Genomic DNA, 14,299 nt, shown 5'->3' with positions numbered 1-14,299 from the left:
ACTATTCCCTTATTTACGCAACTCAATCACGCCGCCACTAGATGTCGAAAGCTGCCAGAGACCGGATCCCTGCTGACGCCGGATCGAGACAAGATGGCTGCCATCGGGCAAAAGCGAGCCTTTTTCCACAAACCAATAACCAGATGCGTCTTCAATCATGGCCATGCCGCCAACGACTTCGCGTAGGGCAAAAACAGGCTTTGGAAGCTTTTGTCCCTCGCTGCCACCGTCCCCGCCCTGGCCATTGCTGGTTCCGGGCAAGCCTTTGCCATTGGACATGACAGACCCGGTCATGGTGTTATCCACACCTGCATTCGGTGCCACTTCTTCACTGGGCCGAAACGACGGAAAGCGACGCACGGTCTTCTGGTCCGTGCGATCAAGCGGATCAAGGATCTTGCTTTCCGACTTTTTTTCAAGCCCAAGATCAACACGCTGCAAGTAAGTCACAAAGGGAAGCATCGCGCAGATCGCAGCAAGCGTGATCGCACCGAACTTAAGATAGCGATCCACAGGGCTTTGCGACTTCTTTCCGCTTTGCTGAACAACAGCAGCCTCCACCTCTGCTGCGAGATCGGCCAGCACTGCTTCTTCCTTGCTTTTACGAGATCCTATCATGATACATTATGCCTGTTTATCTGCGCGCAAAGCTGCGGCAAGGTCTGAATAAGGATCGTCAGAGACGCTTGTTTCGGGCGATTGCTGCAGCGCTTCATAGACACGGGGCACCAGATCAACAGCCTGATCAAGCAATCCATCATGCCCCTTCTGATAGGCTCCGATTGCGCGCAAATCGCGCGTTTCCTCAAATCGTGCGATCATTGCGCGCAATTGTCCGGCCAGTTTGCGCTGGTCGGCAGACCAGTTATGCTTTGCAAGACGCGATACGGAGCCTGGAATATCAACCGCTGGAAAACGCCCCTGCGCGGCAATCGCGCGATCCAGAACAATATGGCCGTCAAGCGTGCCTCTAATCGTATCTGACACCGGATCATTATGATCGTCGCCGTCAACCAGCACTGAATAAATTCCGGTAATACTGCCGCCTGCGTCGCTCAACCCCGGACCAGCGCGTTCGAGCAAGCGTGGCAACTGGCTGAACACACTCGGCGGATAGCCGCGCGAAACCGGCGGTTCTTCGGCAGCAATTGCCACTTCGCGCGCTGCATGGGCAAAGCGTGTAACGGAATCAACGATCAGCAGAACATTCTGACCGAGATCGCGAAAATATTCGGCGATTGCCGTCGCCGTGTTGGGCGCCAAACGGCGCATCATCGGACTTTCATCGCCCGTTGAGACAACCGTTACCGTTTTGTCGAGATAACCTGCCATAGTTTCTTCAAGCATCTCGCGCACTTCACGACCGCGCTCACCAGTCAATGCGAGAACCACTGTGTCGAAATCGGCCGCCCGTGTCATCATGGCAAGCAGCGTAGATTTTCCAACGCCTGACCCTGCAAAAATACCGATGCGCTGACCAAAACAAAGCGGGGTGAAAATATCGATGACATTCACGCCCGTCCGTAAACCACGATCCACGCGTGTGCGTCGCAAAGCCGCCGGAGCCAGGTTTTCACACGCCATCGGGCGTGTTCCGGGCTGAACAACACCTTTTCCATCGACCGCATTGCCAAGCGCATTGATCACACGACCACGCCACTCAGCCGCAGGAGAGATTTCCAGAGGCCCTTCCTCAAAAACCGCAGCCCCCAGCGCGGGTATCATCCTGTCATCAAAAGGCTTTACGAGTACCTGCCGGTCAGCGACACGAATAATCTCTCCAAGACTTTGACCACCTCCCGCGCGGATCGCTACCACATCGCCCAAGCGCGCATTGCGTGATAATCCACGAACCGCAATCGCTGAACGCGACACATCACTGACCGTACCGCCGAGGCCTGTAAGCGGTCTAGGTGCAACTGCCTGCTGGCGAACAAAAGCGGCAAGTCGTGCGAGCGGAAGATCGGCTATCATCCGTTTTTAGAGCCCAGCGTTCGAATAGCCTCAGCGACCGTGCTTTCCTGCTGGGTCAGCAGATTATTGACCTGCTCAAAGGCCCGGCTGACGCTGATAAGCCGCGTCATCTCCGTCATGGCGTCGACATTGGAGCCTTCTATCATGCCCTGCACGAGGCCCACATTGTTATTGTCTACAATGGGAACAGCGGGCTTATTTGAAACCACACCGGAATTACCAGCATATTTCAGCTCAGCATCTTCTGGAATGGAATAAAACCCGATAGCGCCAATTTGCGCACCATTTTGATAGATAGCCCCATCACTTGAAATCTTCGGTGCCCCACCATTCGGATCAAGCACGATGGGTGCCCCACCTGCATCAAGAACAGCGTTACCCATGACCGAAACAAGGTCGCCCGTCATCATCATCTTCATACGGCCGTCGCGCGTATAGACCTGTCCCTGCGGCGTAGAAACAGCCATCCACACATCACCTTTGACCGCGACATCAAGCGGATTATCGGTCTTGATCAGCGGGCCGGCTTCGGTGCGGATATAGCTTTTGCCGGCACTTGCAAAACTAACCCCATTGCTGGCCTTGTCAGAAACAATGGACTCAAACTTTGTGCCTTCACCCCGAAAGCCAACAGTTGAAACATTGGCAACATTATGCGCAATCGCATCCATCCGCCGTTCAAGTGTCACAAGGGAAGAAAGACCAACATAGATCGAATTGTTCTGCATCTTCTAGCGCCCGCCCAGCTTAAAACTTTGCAGGGTACTTAGAATATTCATCGAAATGCCAACCGATGAGGTGCCACCCAACAGCAGCGATGCAATAGATGCAGGCGAACTCGCTGTGGGATTGTTCATCTCATACATGGCCGTAAAACGGGAAATGAACTTCGAGACATAATCAGGATCAGACATTTTATCGAAATCGATGCGGTCGGCGATCATCTTTGCCTGTTTGTCGATGTCGGCATTGGACATGGTTGACGGCCAACCAAAAGTCGCCTGCACCATTGACAACAAGGCTTTATCGCCAAGGATTTCATAAGCATTGGAAATATTGGGGGCCTTACGCTGGAAATAAAGCGCCAGACGGACGCCCTCATTTTGGCTGCCTGCTTCGGTCTCCAACGTCTGGCGCATATATTTATCAATCACGCCCTGCTGTGCTGCACGCGTGTCGGTCGCCTTATCGCCTTTGGCCGCAAAATCGAAGGTGGTCGCAAATTCTTTATAACGTTTGTCTGTCAGCTTGTTCGCCATAGCATCATCACTGACAACGCCTTCAGTGAGAATCTTGCGAACGAAAGCCTTGGCATAAGCCATGTCTTCAAGGCCATAAGCTTTCATCGCATAATTGAAAAGCCGGGTATCGGCCATGAAATCATCAATGGATTTCACGGTGCCTATATTTTCTTTGTAATAAGCGGTTTCCCGCTCCACCAAAGGTTCCTTCGACACACGCTGCAATGATCGTGTCATATCCGACGCGATCAGGCGATAGCTTGTCATCGTATCGACCATTTCCGCAATGACCCTCTGCTAGCATTTGCCTCTTTATGAAAGGTCAAGCTTGTCCGAAGCTGATTGCGCTCAGAACCCAACGGCAAGCTTCGCGCAAGGCGAACCTCTTAAGGTGCAATCAAAGAAATTGTATCTGTGGGGTTTTCAGCTTTGGGTATTCTCATCGGCCTTGCCATCACACTGGGTTGCATGCTCGGTGGCTTCATCGCTATGGGCGGTCATGTCGGCGTGCTCATTCAGCCATGGGAATTCGTCATCATCCTCGGCTCGGCACTAGGTACATTTTTCATTGCCAACCCATTTTCGCTGGTGAAGGATACCGGACGTGCCTGTATGGAAGCCTTCACCAACAAGGTGCCGAAACAGCGCGACTATCTTGATGTTCTCGGTGTGCTTTACAGCCTGATGCGCGAGTTGCGCGCAAAATCGCGCAATGAAGTGGAAATCCATATCGACAATCCGAAGGAATCTCCAATTTTTCAAGCTTTCCCAAGCATTATGAAAAATGAGGACCTTATGCACTTCATCTGCGATTATTGCCGCCTGATCATTGTAGGCAATGTTCGGTCCCATGAAATTGAAGCGCTGATGGATGAAGAAATCCATACGATCTCGCGCGACAAGCTCAAGCCTTATCAAGCAATGGTCAGCATCTCCGAAGCCTTACCCGCACTTGGCATCGTTGCGGCGGTTCTCGGTGTCATCAAGGCCATGGGGGCGCTTAAACAGTCACCAGAAGTTCTCGGCCACCTTATCGGAGCAGCGCTTGTGGGCACATTTGCCGGTATCTTTTTTTCTTACGGCGTTTTTGGACCGATTGCCACAAAGATCAAATCAACCCGTGAAAAGAACAACCGCCTTTATACAGTCGTCAAGCAAACGCTGCTGGCCTACATGAATGGTTCGCTGCCGCAGATTGCGCTGGAATATGGTCGTAAGACGATTTCCGCATATGAGCGCCCAAGCATCGACATTGTTGAGCAGGAAACCATGTCGAACGCACCGCTCCAACAGGCGGCATGACATGAGCGTCTCGGATCAGAACCGCAAAAATGACGTCCTTGCTGAAAATTTTCTGCGAGCAGCAGGTCTTTCAGGCGACGATCTCAAATCACTTGCGCATGTCTTCAAGGATGCCTCCCTGCATCTTTGTACGCGTCTTGCAGACGGCTCAGCAGCCGCCTTTGATGCAGAGGTGGGGCCTGTAATCGCCACAGATGAAGACAACCTGAGCCGGATTCTTAACCAGGCTGCAATCATAGCGCCGCTGAAAGCCGACAGCTGGGGCTGTTCGCTTTACGTGACCGCTGACGCCACTTTTGTGTTTGCCGTCATCGAATCCATGTTTGGCGCGCAAGGCAATCTCGGAAGCGCGGATCTGGAACGCCCCTTTGGCATGATGGAGCGCAAAGTGTCCAGCCTTGCCATTGCGCATCTTGCGGCTTCGCTGAGCCAGGTTTTCACGCACAATGCAAACGCGCTTTTCGTGGCCAGAGAAAGTCAGGATACGGCAGATTTCAACCGCGAGGACTTCGAGCAATCCCGCCTTTTTAGCTGCCGCATCAACGTTGCTGCTGCAGGCAAAACCGGCACTTTACATCTTCTGCTGCCGCGCAACAGCCATAAGCCTATGCAGGATGCGGTTGCAGCATTTTTGCGGCGTCCGGTCAATCAGGCTGATCCTGCATGGACAAAGAAGCTGCGCAATGAAGTCAGCCGAGCGCGCATTGAGCTTGAAGCCTTCATTCAGCAAGGCAGCATGACGCTGGAGGCGCTTTCAAAGCTCGAAGTCGGTGAGATACTGCAACTTCCCGCTGATGCCATGGAGCAGGTTCGTCTGCGTGCCGAAGACCAACAGCTGTTCAAGTGCAGCCTCGGCAAGTCCGGAATTCATTTTACAGTCAAGGTTGGCGATCCGGTCAATCAAGAAGAGGATCTCATTGATGAGCTTGTTGCTGGCTAATATTCTTTCCACGCTGATGGCTCTCGCTTCGCTTGTCACTCTGATTGTCGTTGGCCGCAAGGCAAACGAGACGATCAAGCTCGGAAAGATGCTTACCCTTCGTGTTGCTGCGGCATCCAATGGATTGGAACGTGTGGCAAAATCGCTTCAAGCCCAGCGAACCGATCTTTCCGATGAAACAATGCGGCTTGAAGCGCGGCTTGCTGAAACGACACGTGTACGCCGTGAAATGGATGAGGCTATTGAAGAACTCAACCGCCTGCGCAAGGCCCTAACCCGCGATATGCGACAGGCGCGCAATGTGGCTGAGATTTCCAGTCGCACAGAGAATAAAGCGCTCAAGCATACCTTCGAACCTACGCCTAAGGAAAAGAAGGCCTTACCCGTCTTTGTGCGCCGTGCCGTCAAAAAAGCCACAGTAGAAATTGCAGGCCAAGCATGAGCAGTCAGAACAAGGATCAAAAAATGCAGCAGGAATTGGATGACGCCATTGAAGAGCTGCGTGAAGAGAGGCCACGTGTTGCCAAATCGGGTAACGCAAAACCAAACCTTGAACTTATCATGGGTATTCCGGTTGATGTTCAAGTGGTTTTGGGAGGCACGACCATGCCGGTTGCCAACCTTATGAAATTGGGACGCGGCGCAGTCATTACACTTGATAAACAGATCGGGGATCCGGTCGACATCGTCGTCAACGGGCGCATAATCGCGCGCGGTGAAGTGATTGTTCTTGAAGACGATTCCTCACGCTTCGGTGTCAGCCTGACCGAAATCATCGGTAAGTAACGGATCGACCATGGCCGACAATGCACAGCAAAAGCTTTCCGACGGTAGCGCGAGCGAAGTACTCAAAACACTTTCCGGTCCACAGAAGGCTGCCGCGATCCTTGTCGCCATTGGCCGGCCATCTGCATCACGCCTTCTCAAGCATTTCAACGCGGACGACTTGCGCAAGCTGGCCGGTCACGCGCGAACGCTCGAACCGATTGCACCGGCAGATTTTGAGCTTCTGGTAAAGCAATTCGAAGATTCCTTCGCCGAAGGCGCACCTGTTTCAGAAGCAGCGCAACGCTTTGAAGGATTGCTGCGTGAAACGCTGCCACAGGATGAGGCAGATGCTGTTTTTGAAGAGCGCGTGCAGCCGCAGCTCGTGCAGGAATCTGTCTGGGTACAGCTTGCCCGCCTGCCCGTCGAGAGCTTGCAGGAATATCTCGCAGATCAGCATCCGCAGATCATCGCCTATATTGTTTCCAAGCTGCCATCCGATATGGCTGCCCGCATTTTTGTAGGTTTGCCCCCACAATTGCGCGGTGCAGTGGTGCAGCGCTCACTTCACATCGGTAATGTTGCTCCGGCCGCTTCCGAGCTTCTGGAAGATGTGCTCATGCGCGATCTACTTGGGCGCAATGAAGCAGGCCCGGTCAAGGCCCATCACAGCCAGATCGCCAATATCTTTAACCAGCTCGACCGTCAGGAGATGGAAGAGCTTATGGCGAGCCTGAAAGACCTGAGCCACGACGATATTTCCCGAATAAAGGCAAAGCTCTTCAATTTTGATGATATCGAGCGGCTCTCGCAGCGGGCGCGTCTGCTTCTGTTCGATGAGGTCCAGACTGAACAGATCGCAACGGCGCTTCGCGGCGCAGATGCAGCTCTACAGGAAACCATCCTATCCTCGCTGTCGGCCCGCGGTCGCCGAATGGTCGAAAGCGAACTCACCGCAGAACAGGGCAATATCACAAGCCAGAACATTGCAGATGCGCGCCGCGCAATTGCACGTATTGCAATTGACCTGTCTGAGCGGGGAATCATCACGCTCGATCCCGATGAAACGACAGTTTAGGCCCAGAGCCTAAGGTTTGTGACGCATGTCAGACGATACCGACAAAGAGAGCAAAACCGAAGAAGCCACCGAGAAGAAGATCCGCGACGCACTCGATAAGGGCAATATGCCTTTTTCACGCGAAATGCCGGCTCTTGCCGGTGTCGCATCTTTTCTGATCATCGCAGTCTTTATCGCAGCCCCCGCCACAACCAAACTCACCATGTTTTTACGCGAACTGATCGACCGTCCTGAAGACTGGCTGCTGAACAGCGCGGAAGATGCGAGCCAGCTTTTTAGCGTTCTTGCGTTGGCGATCGGCCTGGCGTTGGTTCCGATTTTTATCATCATTCCGCTGTCCGGCATTGCAGCGTCAGCCTTTCAAAATGCGCCGCGCATCGTTGGCGAACGCATTCGCCCACAACCCTCGCGCATATCTGTGATCAAGGGCTGGCAGCGCATTTTCGGGCGTTCGGGTCAGGTCGAGTTTCTAAAATCTTTGGCAAAGTTCAGTGCTGCGAGCATCATCGTCTTTTTTGTGTTTTTCAAAGGAAATGATCTTTTCACGCAAGCTGTTGCAGCAGACCCCAGCAGTCTCCCCGAGTTCCTGCGCGAAAATCTGGTACGATTGCTGGTTGCAAATGTTGTGGCAATTACAGCCATTGCCGCATTTGATCTGGCATGGTCACGGATTCACTGGAAACAGGAATTGCGTATGACCAAGCAGGAAATCAAAGACGAGCTCAAGCAGTCCGAAGGCGATCCGCTGGTCAAAGCACGCCTTCGCTCGCTGGGCCGCGACCGTGCCCGTCGTCGTATGATCAGTGCGGTTCCAACAGCAACACTGATTGTCGCAAATCCAACCCATTTTTCTGTCGCATTGCGTTATCGTGCCAATGAAGATGCAGCACCGATTGTTGTGGCAAAAGGGCAAGACTTGATCGCGTTGAAAATTAGAGAAATTGCGGCGACAAATTCAGTTCCAGTTTTTGAAGATGTACAATTGGCTCGCGCCCTTTACAAGCAAGTCAACGTCGATCAAATGATTGCACCGGAATTTTACAAAGCTGTTGCGGAACTTATCCGTGTTATCAATACGCGTCATTCAATACATTAACCGGTTTTCCAATGAATTTATTATGCGCTAATATAATACATCTTTGTCCATGCGGACTGGTGGTGTCACGATGAAAAGCATGCAGTTTTCCAATGAACGCGAAGCCATCATTGCGCGCAGTATTCGGGAAGTCGTGGCTGATTTACGTCTGGTAGATCCGGCGGATTTTATCGCCTTCATCCGTTGCGAACTTTTCGCCAACATTGCCGATGTGGTGAATTCAGCAACCGAACTTTACTTCTATCCTGGAACACTTGGTCTCGGTCATGGCGGTGATTTTGTTTGCGACTGGTTCAGCACTCCATCGGTAACGCTAGATATGGAATTCCGCAACAAAGGCGTTTACGCCTATTTTCGTCTGACATTGTCCGGCAAAACGGCAAACGTCGAACTCAACCATATCGTTTTCGATAACCCTGCTGAAGACCCGGCCCAGAACACAGCAAGACTTGCCCATGCGATTGACGACGCAAAGCTTTCACTTCCGAAATCCGCTTAGAGCGCATTTCACTCCATACAACTTATTCTTGAGATTACTGGCTGAACAAATGCTGCACGTCGGGCATATCAATGATGCCAAGTGCAAGCGCCGTTGCGACCGCTGACGTACGGTTTGAGCAATTGAGCTTTATTTTTGCATTCTGAAGATAGGTCACGACCGTCCAGCGCGCGATGCTGAGGATTTCGGCAATCTCGCCGTCGGTTTTGCCATTGGCAGCCCAGCGCAGGCAATCAAGTTCGCGTTGTGTGAGAAGCGCAACCGACGCGTTCAATGCGCTGCCACCGCAAAGCTTGTTGTGAAGTTTACCTGCCAGACTCAGCAAACGTGGGCGCAATTCAGCAATAAACGCATCACAATCTGCGAGATCGTCGACCCAGAAACTGAACTGCGAACAACCGCAGATCCCTTTTTGCGAGCGGGCTGATACAGCTATATGGACATTGCCCAAGCCATACTTGTCTGCATCGCGAAACATTTCTGCAACCGCCTTGCTTGTCTGCACATCACGCTTAAGATCGTGAACAAGCCCGCTCACATCTGAGCGAAAATAGGGCGCGTCCTCCTGAAAAAGCGGGTCGATCCTGAAATAATTGTTTTTGGCATATCTAGCGACCCACCCGGTTGGCGCAGACGTTACAACAGTCAGATCAGATGCAAAGCTTTTGGCACTATCACGCACACGGTGCCGGTAAGCATGCATGATGTGGCGACAGCCAATTTCGTCACGTATGCGCCCCATTAATGCCAGAACATCTTTTTGAAATGTGGCTCCGAAGAAGGTCTTTCTGAAATTCGGAAAATGGATCAAATTGAGAGTCATGTCTAAAACCCCTGCAATGAAACAAAGAGGGCCTCATTCGAACCGCCAGAAAATCCAGCGACGAATCGACTCCATCATGCTTTATCAAAGATGCCCAGACACAAGGAAAATAGGCTCTATGGCAAGCCGCTCATATACAATCAGAGCGTTTTACACACAGGAACAGTGATATCTGAAAAATATTGAAAGCACCTCATCCGCTTTATCCAACAGATGAGGCGCTGACCTTTAGGCGTTATGCTGCAACGCTTCTGCCATAGCGCGCAGAGTTACGAATGTGGATGCTGCACCCGGATCGATATGACCGATGGAGCGTTCGCCAAGCTTGGCTGAACGACCACGACGCGATTCCATTGCAGCTGTTGCCTTCATGCCCACTTCCGCACCATCGCGTGCCGCAATCAGCACGTCGAGCGTGGATTTGCCAGCCTTCGCAGCCTCGCTTGCCGCCTCAACCGCTGGAACCCAGGCATCGATCATCGTCTTGTCACCTGGTGCCGCGCGACCCCGATCCTGGATGCCTTGCGACGCGGCTGCAAGCCATTCAGCAATGCCGGTTCCATCAAGGTTGAGACGATTGCTGACAGCCGTACCTGCACGCAGGAATGCCGTTGCATAAAGCGGACCTGACGATGCGCCAACCGCATCCAGAAACGCCTTGGCCATGCGCTTGCAGATGGCTTCAATCGTCTCATCGTCCTGTTCGTCTTCAAGCGCATGTTGCACAGCCTTCCAGCCGATTTCCATGGTAATGCCGTGATCGCCATCGCCAATCACGCCGTCGAGTTCCGAAAGCCAGTTCTTCTCGGCAATGATCTGATTGCCGACATTCATCATCATCGCCTTGAAAAGTGCAGGTGTCACATCACCCTCGGTGATGAGCTTGCGCGGCGCTTCAGAAGCCACTTCCTTGTGGTCTGCACTGCGTTGAGCCTTGCGGTGCGAGGCCGGTTCACGATCACCTGCCTGCACAGCGCCAACCGTCAAGGCAGGTGTATGGCATGGATAATCAAGCAGCGTCTGCAAGGTGTCATCAAGCTTCATCAGCGTGACAGATGCACCGGCCATTTCGAGCGACGTTGCATATTCGCCAACCCATGAGGCATGGATTTGAATTTCTTTACCGTCCAGAATCTGTTTGACGCGGCGGAAAATGAGATAAAGCTCGATATGCGTGGTTGCACCAAGTCCATTGACAAGAACCGCAACACGATCACCAGCCTTGAGTTCCAGTTCTTCGACAACCGAGGCCATTAGCTCGTCGGCCACTTCATCAGCAGGCGCAAGCTTCTGACGACGAATGCCCGGCTCACCATGCAGGCCCATGCCGATTTCCATTTCATCGTCACCGATGGCAAAGTTCGGCTTACCTGTCTGGGGCAGGGAGCAAGGGCTTAAAGCCACGCCCATCGAACGGGTCGCCTCATTGGCGGCCTGCGCAAGCGCTTCGACGCGTGGCAGGGATTCACCCAGATCAGCGGCAGCACCTGCAACCTTGAATACGAAGAAGTCACCGGCAATACCGCGACGCTCCGACTTGCGATCAAGCGGCGCCGAGGCTACGTCATCCGCAACCGCGACATGGCGCACATCCATGCCGTCCTGCGCGAGTTCTTCCGCCGCCATCGTAAAATTGAGAACGTCGCCGGTGTAATTGCCGTAAAGCATCAGCACGCCCGCGCCGCCATCCGCAGCGCGTGCCGCTTCTGCAATATGTGCAGGCGATGGGGAGGCGAATACGTTACCAACAGCTGCTGCATCTGCAAGGCCGCGCCCGACATAGCCAGCAAAAGCGGGTTCGTGACCTGAGCCACCGCCGACAACAATGCCGACCTTACCTTCGCGCGGGCCATCAACTGCCACAACCGCACGCCCCGTTTCACCTTCAACACGCAGCATATGGGGATGCGCGCCGACCATGCCTTCGATCATTTCTGCAATGATGTTTTCCGGTGCGTTGATCAGCTTCTTGGTTTTGACTTGTTCATTCATGTCTTTAGCTTTCTAAAACTCGTCGCGTGTTCAGATCAGTGGGCATCCCGGCGCAGATAACGGCGCGATATGGCATCGAACGAAATAGCCAGCACGACGATTGCACCCGAAACAATGCCCTGCCAATAAGGAGAGACACCGAACAGAACGATAATGTTTTCAATAATAGCGATAATGCCTGCACCGAAGATCGCACCAATCGGGCTACCGATGCCACCCGTTGTGGCAACACCACCGATAACCGATGCAGCAATCGGAGCCAGCACCCAGCTGTCGCCAATCGACGGCTGGGCAGTTCCAAGACGCGCAACCATCAGCACACCGGCAAGACCAGCAATCGCACCAGCAGCACCAAATACCATCAGACGCACGCGATCCACACGAATGCCCAACATACGGGCGCCGTCACGATTGTTGCCGATCGCATACATGTAGCGACCGAACGGCGTTTTCAGCATCACGAAAGTCGCGATCAGCAATGCAACAAACATGATGATGAATGGCACCGGAATGCCGAACAGATCGCCACGGCCGAGATATTGCACATCACGCGGAATACCGGTGATGGCAACACCACGGGTCAGCACCAGATTGGCACCGCCGAAAATGCCTGCCGTACCAATGGTCAGCACCAGCGAATGCAGGCGCAGGAAGGTGACGAGGAAGCCGTTGAACAGGCCGAGGCAAAGGCCAAGCAGGATCGCCAGCAACATGGCCGAATAAGGCTCAAAACCCATCCGTACCATCAGAATGCCGGACACCACGCCACAGAGTCCGCCGATCACGCCAAGTGACAGATCGAGTTCGCCCAGCACCATCAGCATCGACTGAGCAATGGTGATGAGACCGACAAAGGCCAGGCCACGTGCAACAACCGACAGATTGTAAGGCGTGAGAAAGTAAGGCGATAGGGTTGCCGACAGGGCAAAGATCACCAGAAGCGCCACAAAGACACCGGCCAGCGGCGTACGAATGAGATTGGAAAAAGGATTAGTTTGCATCGGCTTTTACCTCTGTTCCAAAGATCGCGCCCACGAGTGTTTCATTGTTGGTATCGGTGGTGGAGAACTCACCGGTGATATGGCCGTTATGCATGGTGATGATACGGCTTGCGCATTTCTGTAATTCATTAAGTTCCGAAGAGACGAGGATGACACCGACACCCTCTTCAGCGAGATTTTTCATGATGCGATAAATCTCGGACTTGGTGCGTATATCGATACCCTTCGTCGGCTCATCAAAGATCAGCACACGCGGGCGCGTGGCCATGGCGCGGCCAATAATGGCTTTCTGCTGATTGCCACCCGAAAGCTGCGAGATACGCTTGCCCATTCCTGATGTGCGGATGCCGTAGTCATCGATGATTTTCTGCACGATATTGCGTTCACGACGGTCGGAAATGCCGAGCTTGCCGCTGGTCAGCTCCAGTATCGAAATGCCGATATTCTCGCGCAGTGAAAGCAGAGGCAGAATGCCGTGGTGTTTGCGCTCTTCCGAAAGATAGAGCATGCCGCCCGATACCGAACGTGAGGTATCATTGAGTGTCCAATTTTTGCCTTCGACCTTTACCTCGCCGGATTTAGCTTTTAGAAAGCCGAAGATCGTCTGCATCACTTCGGAGCGTCCAGCGCCCACCAGACCGGCGAAGCCAAGAATTTCGCCTTTGCGCAGATCAAAACTGATGTCTTCAAAACGCGATCCCGAAAGGCCACGCACTTCCATAATGGTTTCAGTGGTCGGCTTTGACGGACGGAAATGCTCATCAAAGGACAGGTCGCGGCCAGACATGGCGCGGATCAGATCGGCTTCGGTGATGTCCTTGATGTGACCGCTCTCGATCTTGGTGCCATTGCGCAGAACGGTATAATCATCGCCAATCTGGAAGACTTCTTCCATCTTATGACTGATGAAGACGATGGCATGATCGCGATCAAGAAGACCGCGAATAACCTTGAAAACACGCTCGACTTCAACACGTGTCAGCGAGGAGGTCGGCTCATCGAGAATCAGCACTTTCATCTGCTCATTGGTGCAGGCACGCGCGATCTGCAAAAGCTGCTGATCAGACACGGAAATATTGGCAACCAGATCGTCAGGGCGCGCTTCAATACCAAAGCGATCGAGATAGGATTTTGCCTCGATCATCAGCGCTTTGCGGTTGACAACAAAACCGCCATGCCCCGTTCGATTGAATGGCATGAACAGGTTTTCCGCGACGCTCATCTGCGGAAAAAGCGTCAATTCCTGCGGAACATAGGCAACGTTTTTATAAAGCGCAGGATCAGTAACAGGATCACGACCATCGATCAGCACCTGACCGCGCGAAGCGCTGTCGGTTCCGGTCAGAATTTTTACGAGCGTGGATTTGCCAGCACCATTTTCGCCGGCAAGAATATGCGTGCGACCCAGCTCGATTTTCAGGTCAACGCCATCCAGCGCGGTTACGCCCGGAAAGTCCCGGCCTAATCCGCTTGTTTCAAGATAAGCCATGATGGACACCTTGGAAAACTATCGCTGCATTTCCGGCAAGCAGCCGGTCAAAGCCGATAGGACAGGAAAGAATGGAGCACGGGAGAACCCGTGCTCCTG

Annotated in this window: 15 protein-coding genes; 7 read left to right on the top strand and 8 right to left on the bottom strand. The window is 53.1% G+C overall.

The features are described 5' to 3' along the window. Nucleotides 1-9: 9 nt before the first annotated feature. From VBH83_RS06005 to VBH83_RS05990, 4 genes are read right to left on the bottom strand one after another with little or no spacing between them, the layout of a single operon-like run. On the bottom strand, nt 10-621 hold the full coding sequence (locus VBH83_RS06005) for a hypothetical protein (protein ID WP_265985210.1): 612 nt from the start codon (nt 619-621) through the stop codon (nt 10-12). Nucleotides 622-624: 3 nt separating this feature from the next. After that, on the bottom strand, nt 625-1,974 hold the full coding sequence (gene fliI / locus VBH83_RS06000) for a flagellar protein export ATPase FliI (protein WP_396996766.1): 1,350 nt from the start codon (nt 1,972-1,974) through the stop codon (nt 625-627). Then, nucleotides 1,971-2,702 (bottom strand): flagellar basal-body rod protein FlgF, encoded by a 732-nt coding sequence (flgF, locus tag VBH83_RS05995; RefSeq protein ID WP_396996764.1) that lies wholly within the window; start codon nt 2,700-2,702, stop codon nt 1,971-1,973. Before flgF ends, fliI begins: the two co-directional genes overlap by 4 nt. 3 nt (nt 2,703-2,705) lie before the next feature. Continuing rightward, nucleotides 2,706-3,494 carry a DUF1217 domain-containing protein gene (locus VBH83_RS05990; protein WP_265985034.1) on the bottom strand — a complete coding sequence of 263 codons (789 nt, stop codon included), beginning with the start codon at nt 3,492-3,494 and terminating at the stop codon, nt 2,706-2,708. Between the two features lie 150 nt (nt 3,495-3,644). Here VBH83_RS05990 and motA point away from each other — a divergent pair, with 150 nt between their 5' ends. From motA to VBH83_RS05955, 7 genes are all read left to right on the top strand, one after another. Then, nucleotides 3,645-4,517, top strand: coding sequence for a flagellar motor stator protein MotA (gene motA / locus VBH83_RS05985; RefSeq protein ID WP_396996854.1), 873 nt, complete (start codon nt 3,645-3,647; stop codon nt 4,515-4,517). A 1-nt stretch (nt 4,518) separates the two neighbouring features. Next, nucleotides 4,519-5,457, top strand: a complete 939-nt coding sequence (locus tag VBH83_RS05980; RefSeq protein ID WP_396996762.1) for a FliM/FliN family flagellar motor switch protein — start codon at nt 4,519-4,521, stop codon at nt 5,455-5,457. After that, nucleotides 5,438-5,899, top strand: coding sequence for a BAB2_0123 family type IV secretion system effector (locus VBH83_RS05975; RefSeq protein WP_396996760.1), 462 nt, complete (start codon nt 5,438-5,440; stop codon nt 5,897-5,899). Before VBH83_RS05980 ends, VBH83_RS05975 begins: the two co-directional genes overlap by 20 nt. Then, a complete protein-coding gene (gene fliN / locus VBH83_RS05970) occupies nt 5,896-6,243 on the top strand; it encodes a flagellar motor switch protein FliN (protein WP_265985031.1) in 348 nt (115 codons plus the stop codon). The genes VBH83_RS05975 and fliN overlap by 4 nt, the downstream gene beginning before the upstream one ends. A gap of 10 nt (nt 6,244-6,253) precedes the next feature. Continuing rightward, nucleotides 6,254-7,300, top strand: a complete 1,047-nt coding sequence (locus VBH83_RS05965; protein WP_396996757.1) for a flagellar motor switch protein FliG — start codon at nt 6,254-6,256, stop codon at nt 7,298-7,300. 25 nt (nt 7,301-7,325) lie between these two features. Then, nucleotides 7,326-8,396: a flagellar type III secretion system protein FlhB gene (gene flhB, locus VBH83_RS05960; protein ID WP_396996755.1), complete on the top strand. Its 1,071-nt coding sequence runs from the start codon at nt 7,326-7,328 to the stop codon at nt 8,394-8,396. Between the two features lie 70 nt (nt 8,397-8,466). Then, complete coding sequence (locus VBH83_RS05955) at nt 8,467-8,895, top strand: hypothetical protein (protein WP_265985028.1); 429 nt, start codon at nt 8,467-8,469, stop codon at nt 8,893-8,895. A gap of 34 nt (nt 8,896-8,929) precedes the next feature. Here the strand turns inward: VBH83_RS05955 and VBH83_RS05950 are convergent, their stop codons facing one another. From VBH83_RS05950 to VBH83_RS05935, 4 genes are all read right to left on the bottom strand, one after another. Then, nucleotides 8,930-9,718: a LuxR family transcriptional regulator gene (locus VBH83_RS05950; RefSeq protein WP_265985027.1), complete on the bottom strand. Its 789-nt coding sequence runs from the start codon at nt 9,716-9,718 to the stop codon at nt 8,930-8,932. 228 nt (nt 9,719-9,946) lie between these two features. Beyond that, entirely contained in the window at nt 9,947-11,710 is a 1,764-nt protein-coding gene (gene dhaL, locus VBH83_RS05945) for a dihydroxyacetone kinase subunit DhaL (protein ID WP_396996753.1), read from the bottom strand. 35 nt (nt 11,711-11,745) lie between these two features. Then, on the bottom strand, nt 11,746-12,711 hold the full coding sequence (locus tag VBH83_RS05940; RefSeq protein ID WP_265985025.1) for an ABC transporter permease: 966 nt from the start codon (nt 12,709-12,711) through the stop codon (nt 11,746-11,748). Beyond that, a complete protein-coding gene (locus VBH83_RS05935) occupies nt 12,701-14,200 on the bottom strand; it encodes a sugar ABC transporter ATP-binding protein (protein WP_265985024.1) in 1,500 nt (499 codons plus the stop codon). The genes VBH83_RS05940 and VBH83_RS05935 overlap by 11 nt, the downstream gene beginning before the upstream one ends. Nucleotides 14,201-14,299: the final 99 nt, after the last annotated feature.

Source organism: Ochrobactrum sp. S1502_03 (assembly GCF_044435015.1).
In the GTDB taxonomy this organism is placed as follows: Bacteria; Pseudomonadota; Alphaproteobacteria; order Rhizobiales; family Rhizobiaceae; genus Brucella; species Brucella chromiisoli.
The sequence above is the reverse complement of the archived record's forward strand: the minus strand, read 5'-3'. Positions and strand labels throughout refer to the sequence as shown.

Bases quoted from the DNA above. Each gene is read 5' to 3' on its own strand.
- fliI (WP_396996766.1), bottom strand. From the start codon at position 1,974: ATGATAGCCGATCTTCCGCTCGCACGACTTGCCGCTTTTGTTCGCCAG.
- flgF (WP_396996764.1), bottom strand. From the start codon at position 2,702: ATGCAGAACAATTCGATCTATGTTGGTCTTTCTTCCCTTGTGACACTT.
- VBH83_RS05990 (WP_265985034.1), bottom strand. From the start codon at position 3,494: ATGGTCGATACGATGACAAGCTATCGCCTGATCGCGTCGGATATGACA.
- VBH83_RS05980 (WP_396996762.1), top strand. From the start codon at position 4,519: ATGAGCGTCTCGGATCAGAACCGCAAAAATGACGTCCTTGCTGAAAAT.
- VBH83_RS05975 (WP_396996760.1), top strand. From the start codon at position 5,438: ATGAGCTTGTTGCTGGCTAATATTCTTTCCACGCTGATGGCTCTCGCT.
- fliN (WP_265985031.1), top strand. From the start codon at position 5,896: ATGAGCAGTCAGAACAAGGATCAAAAAATGCAGCAGGAATTGGATGAC.
- VBH83_RS05965 (WP_396996757.1), top strand. From the start codon at position 6,254: ATGGCCGACAATGCACAGCAAAAGCTTTCCGACGGTAGCGCGAGCGAA.
- flhB (WP_396996755.1), top strand. From the start codon at position 7,326: ATGTCAGACGATACCGACAAAGAGAGCAAAACCGAAGAAGCCACCGAG.
- VBH83_RS05955 (WP_265985028.1), top strand. From the start codon at position 8,467: ATGAAAAGCATGCAGTTTTCCAATGAACGCGAAGCCATCATTGCGCGC.
- VBH83_RS05950 (WP_265985027.1), bottom strand. From the start codon at position 9,718: ATGACTCTCAATTTGATCCATTTTCCGAATTTCAGAAAGACCTTCTTC.
- dhaL (WP_396996753.1), bottom strand. From the start codon at position 11,710: ATGAATGAACAAGTCAAAACCAAGAAGCTGATCAACGCACCGGAAAAC.
- VBH83_RS05940 (WP_265985025.1), bottom strand. From the start codon at position 12,711: ATGCAAACTAATCCTTTTTCCAATCTCATTCGTACGCCGCTGGCCGGT.
- VBH83_RS05935 (WP_265985024.1), bottom strand. From the start codon at position 14,200: ATGGCTTATCTTGAAACAAGCGGATTAGGCCGGGACTTTCCGGGCGTA.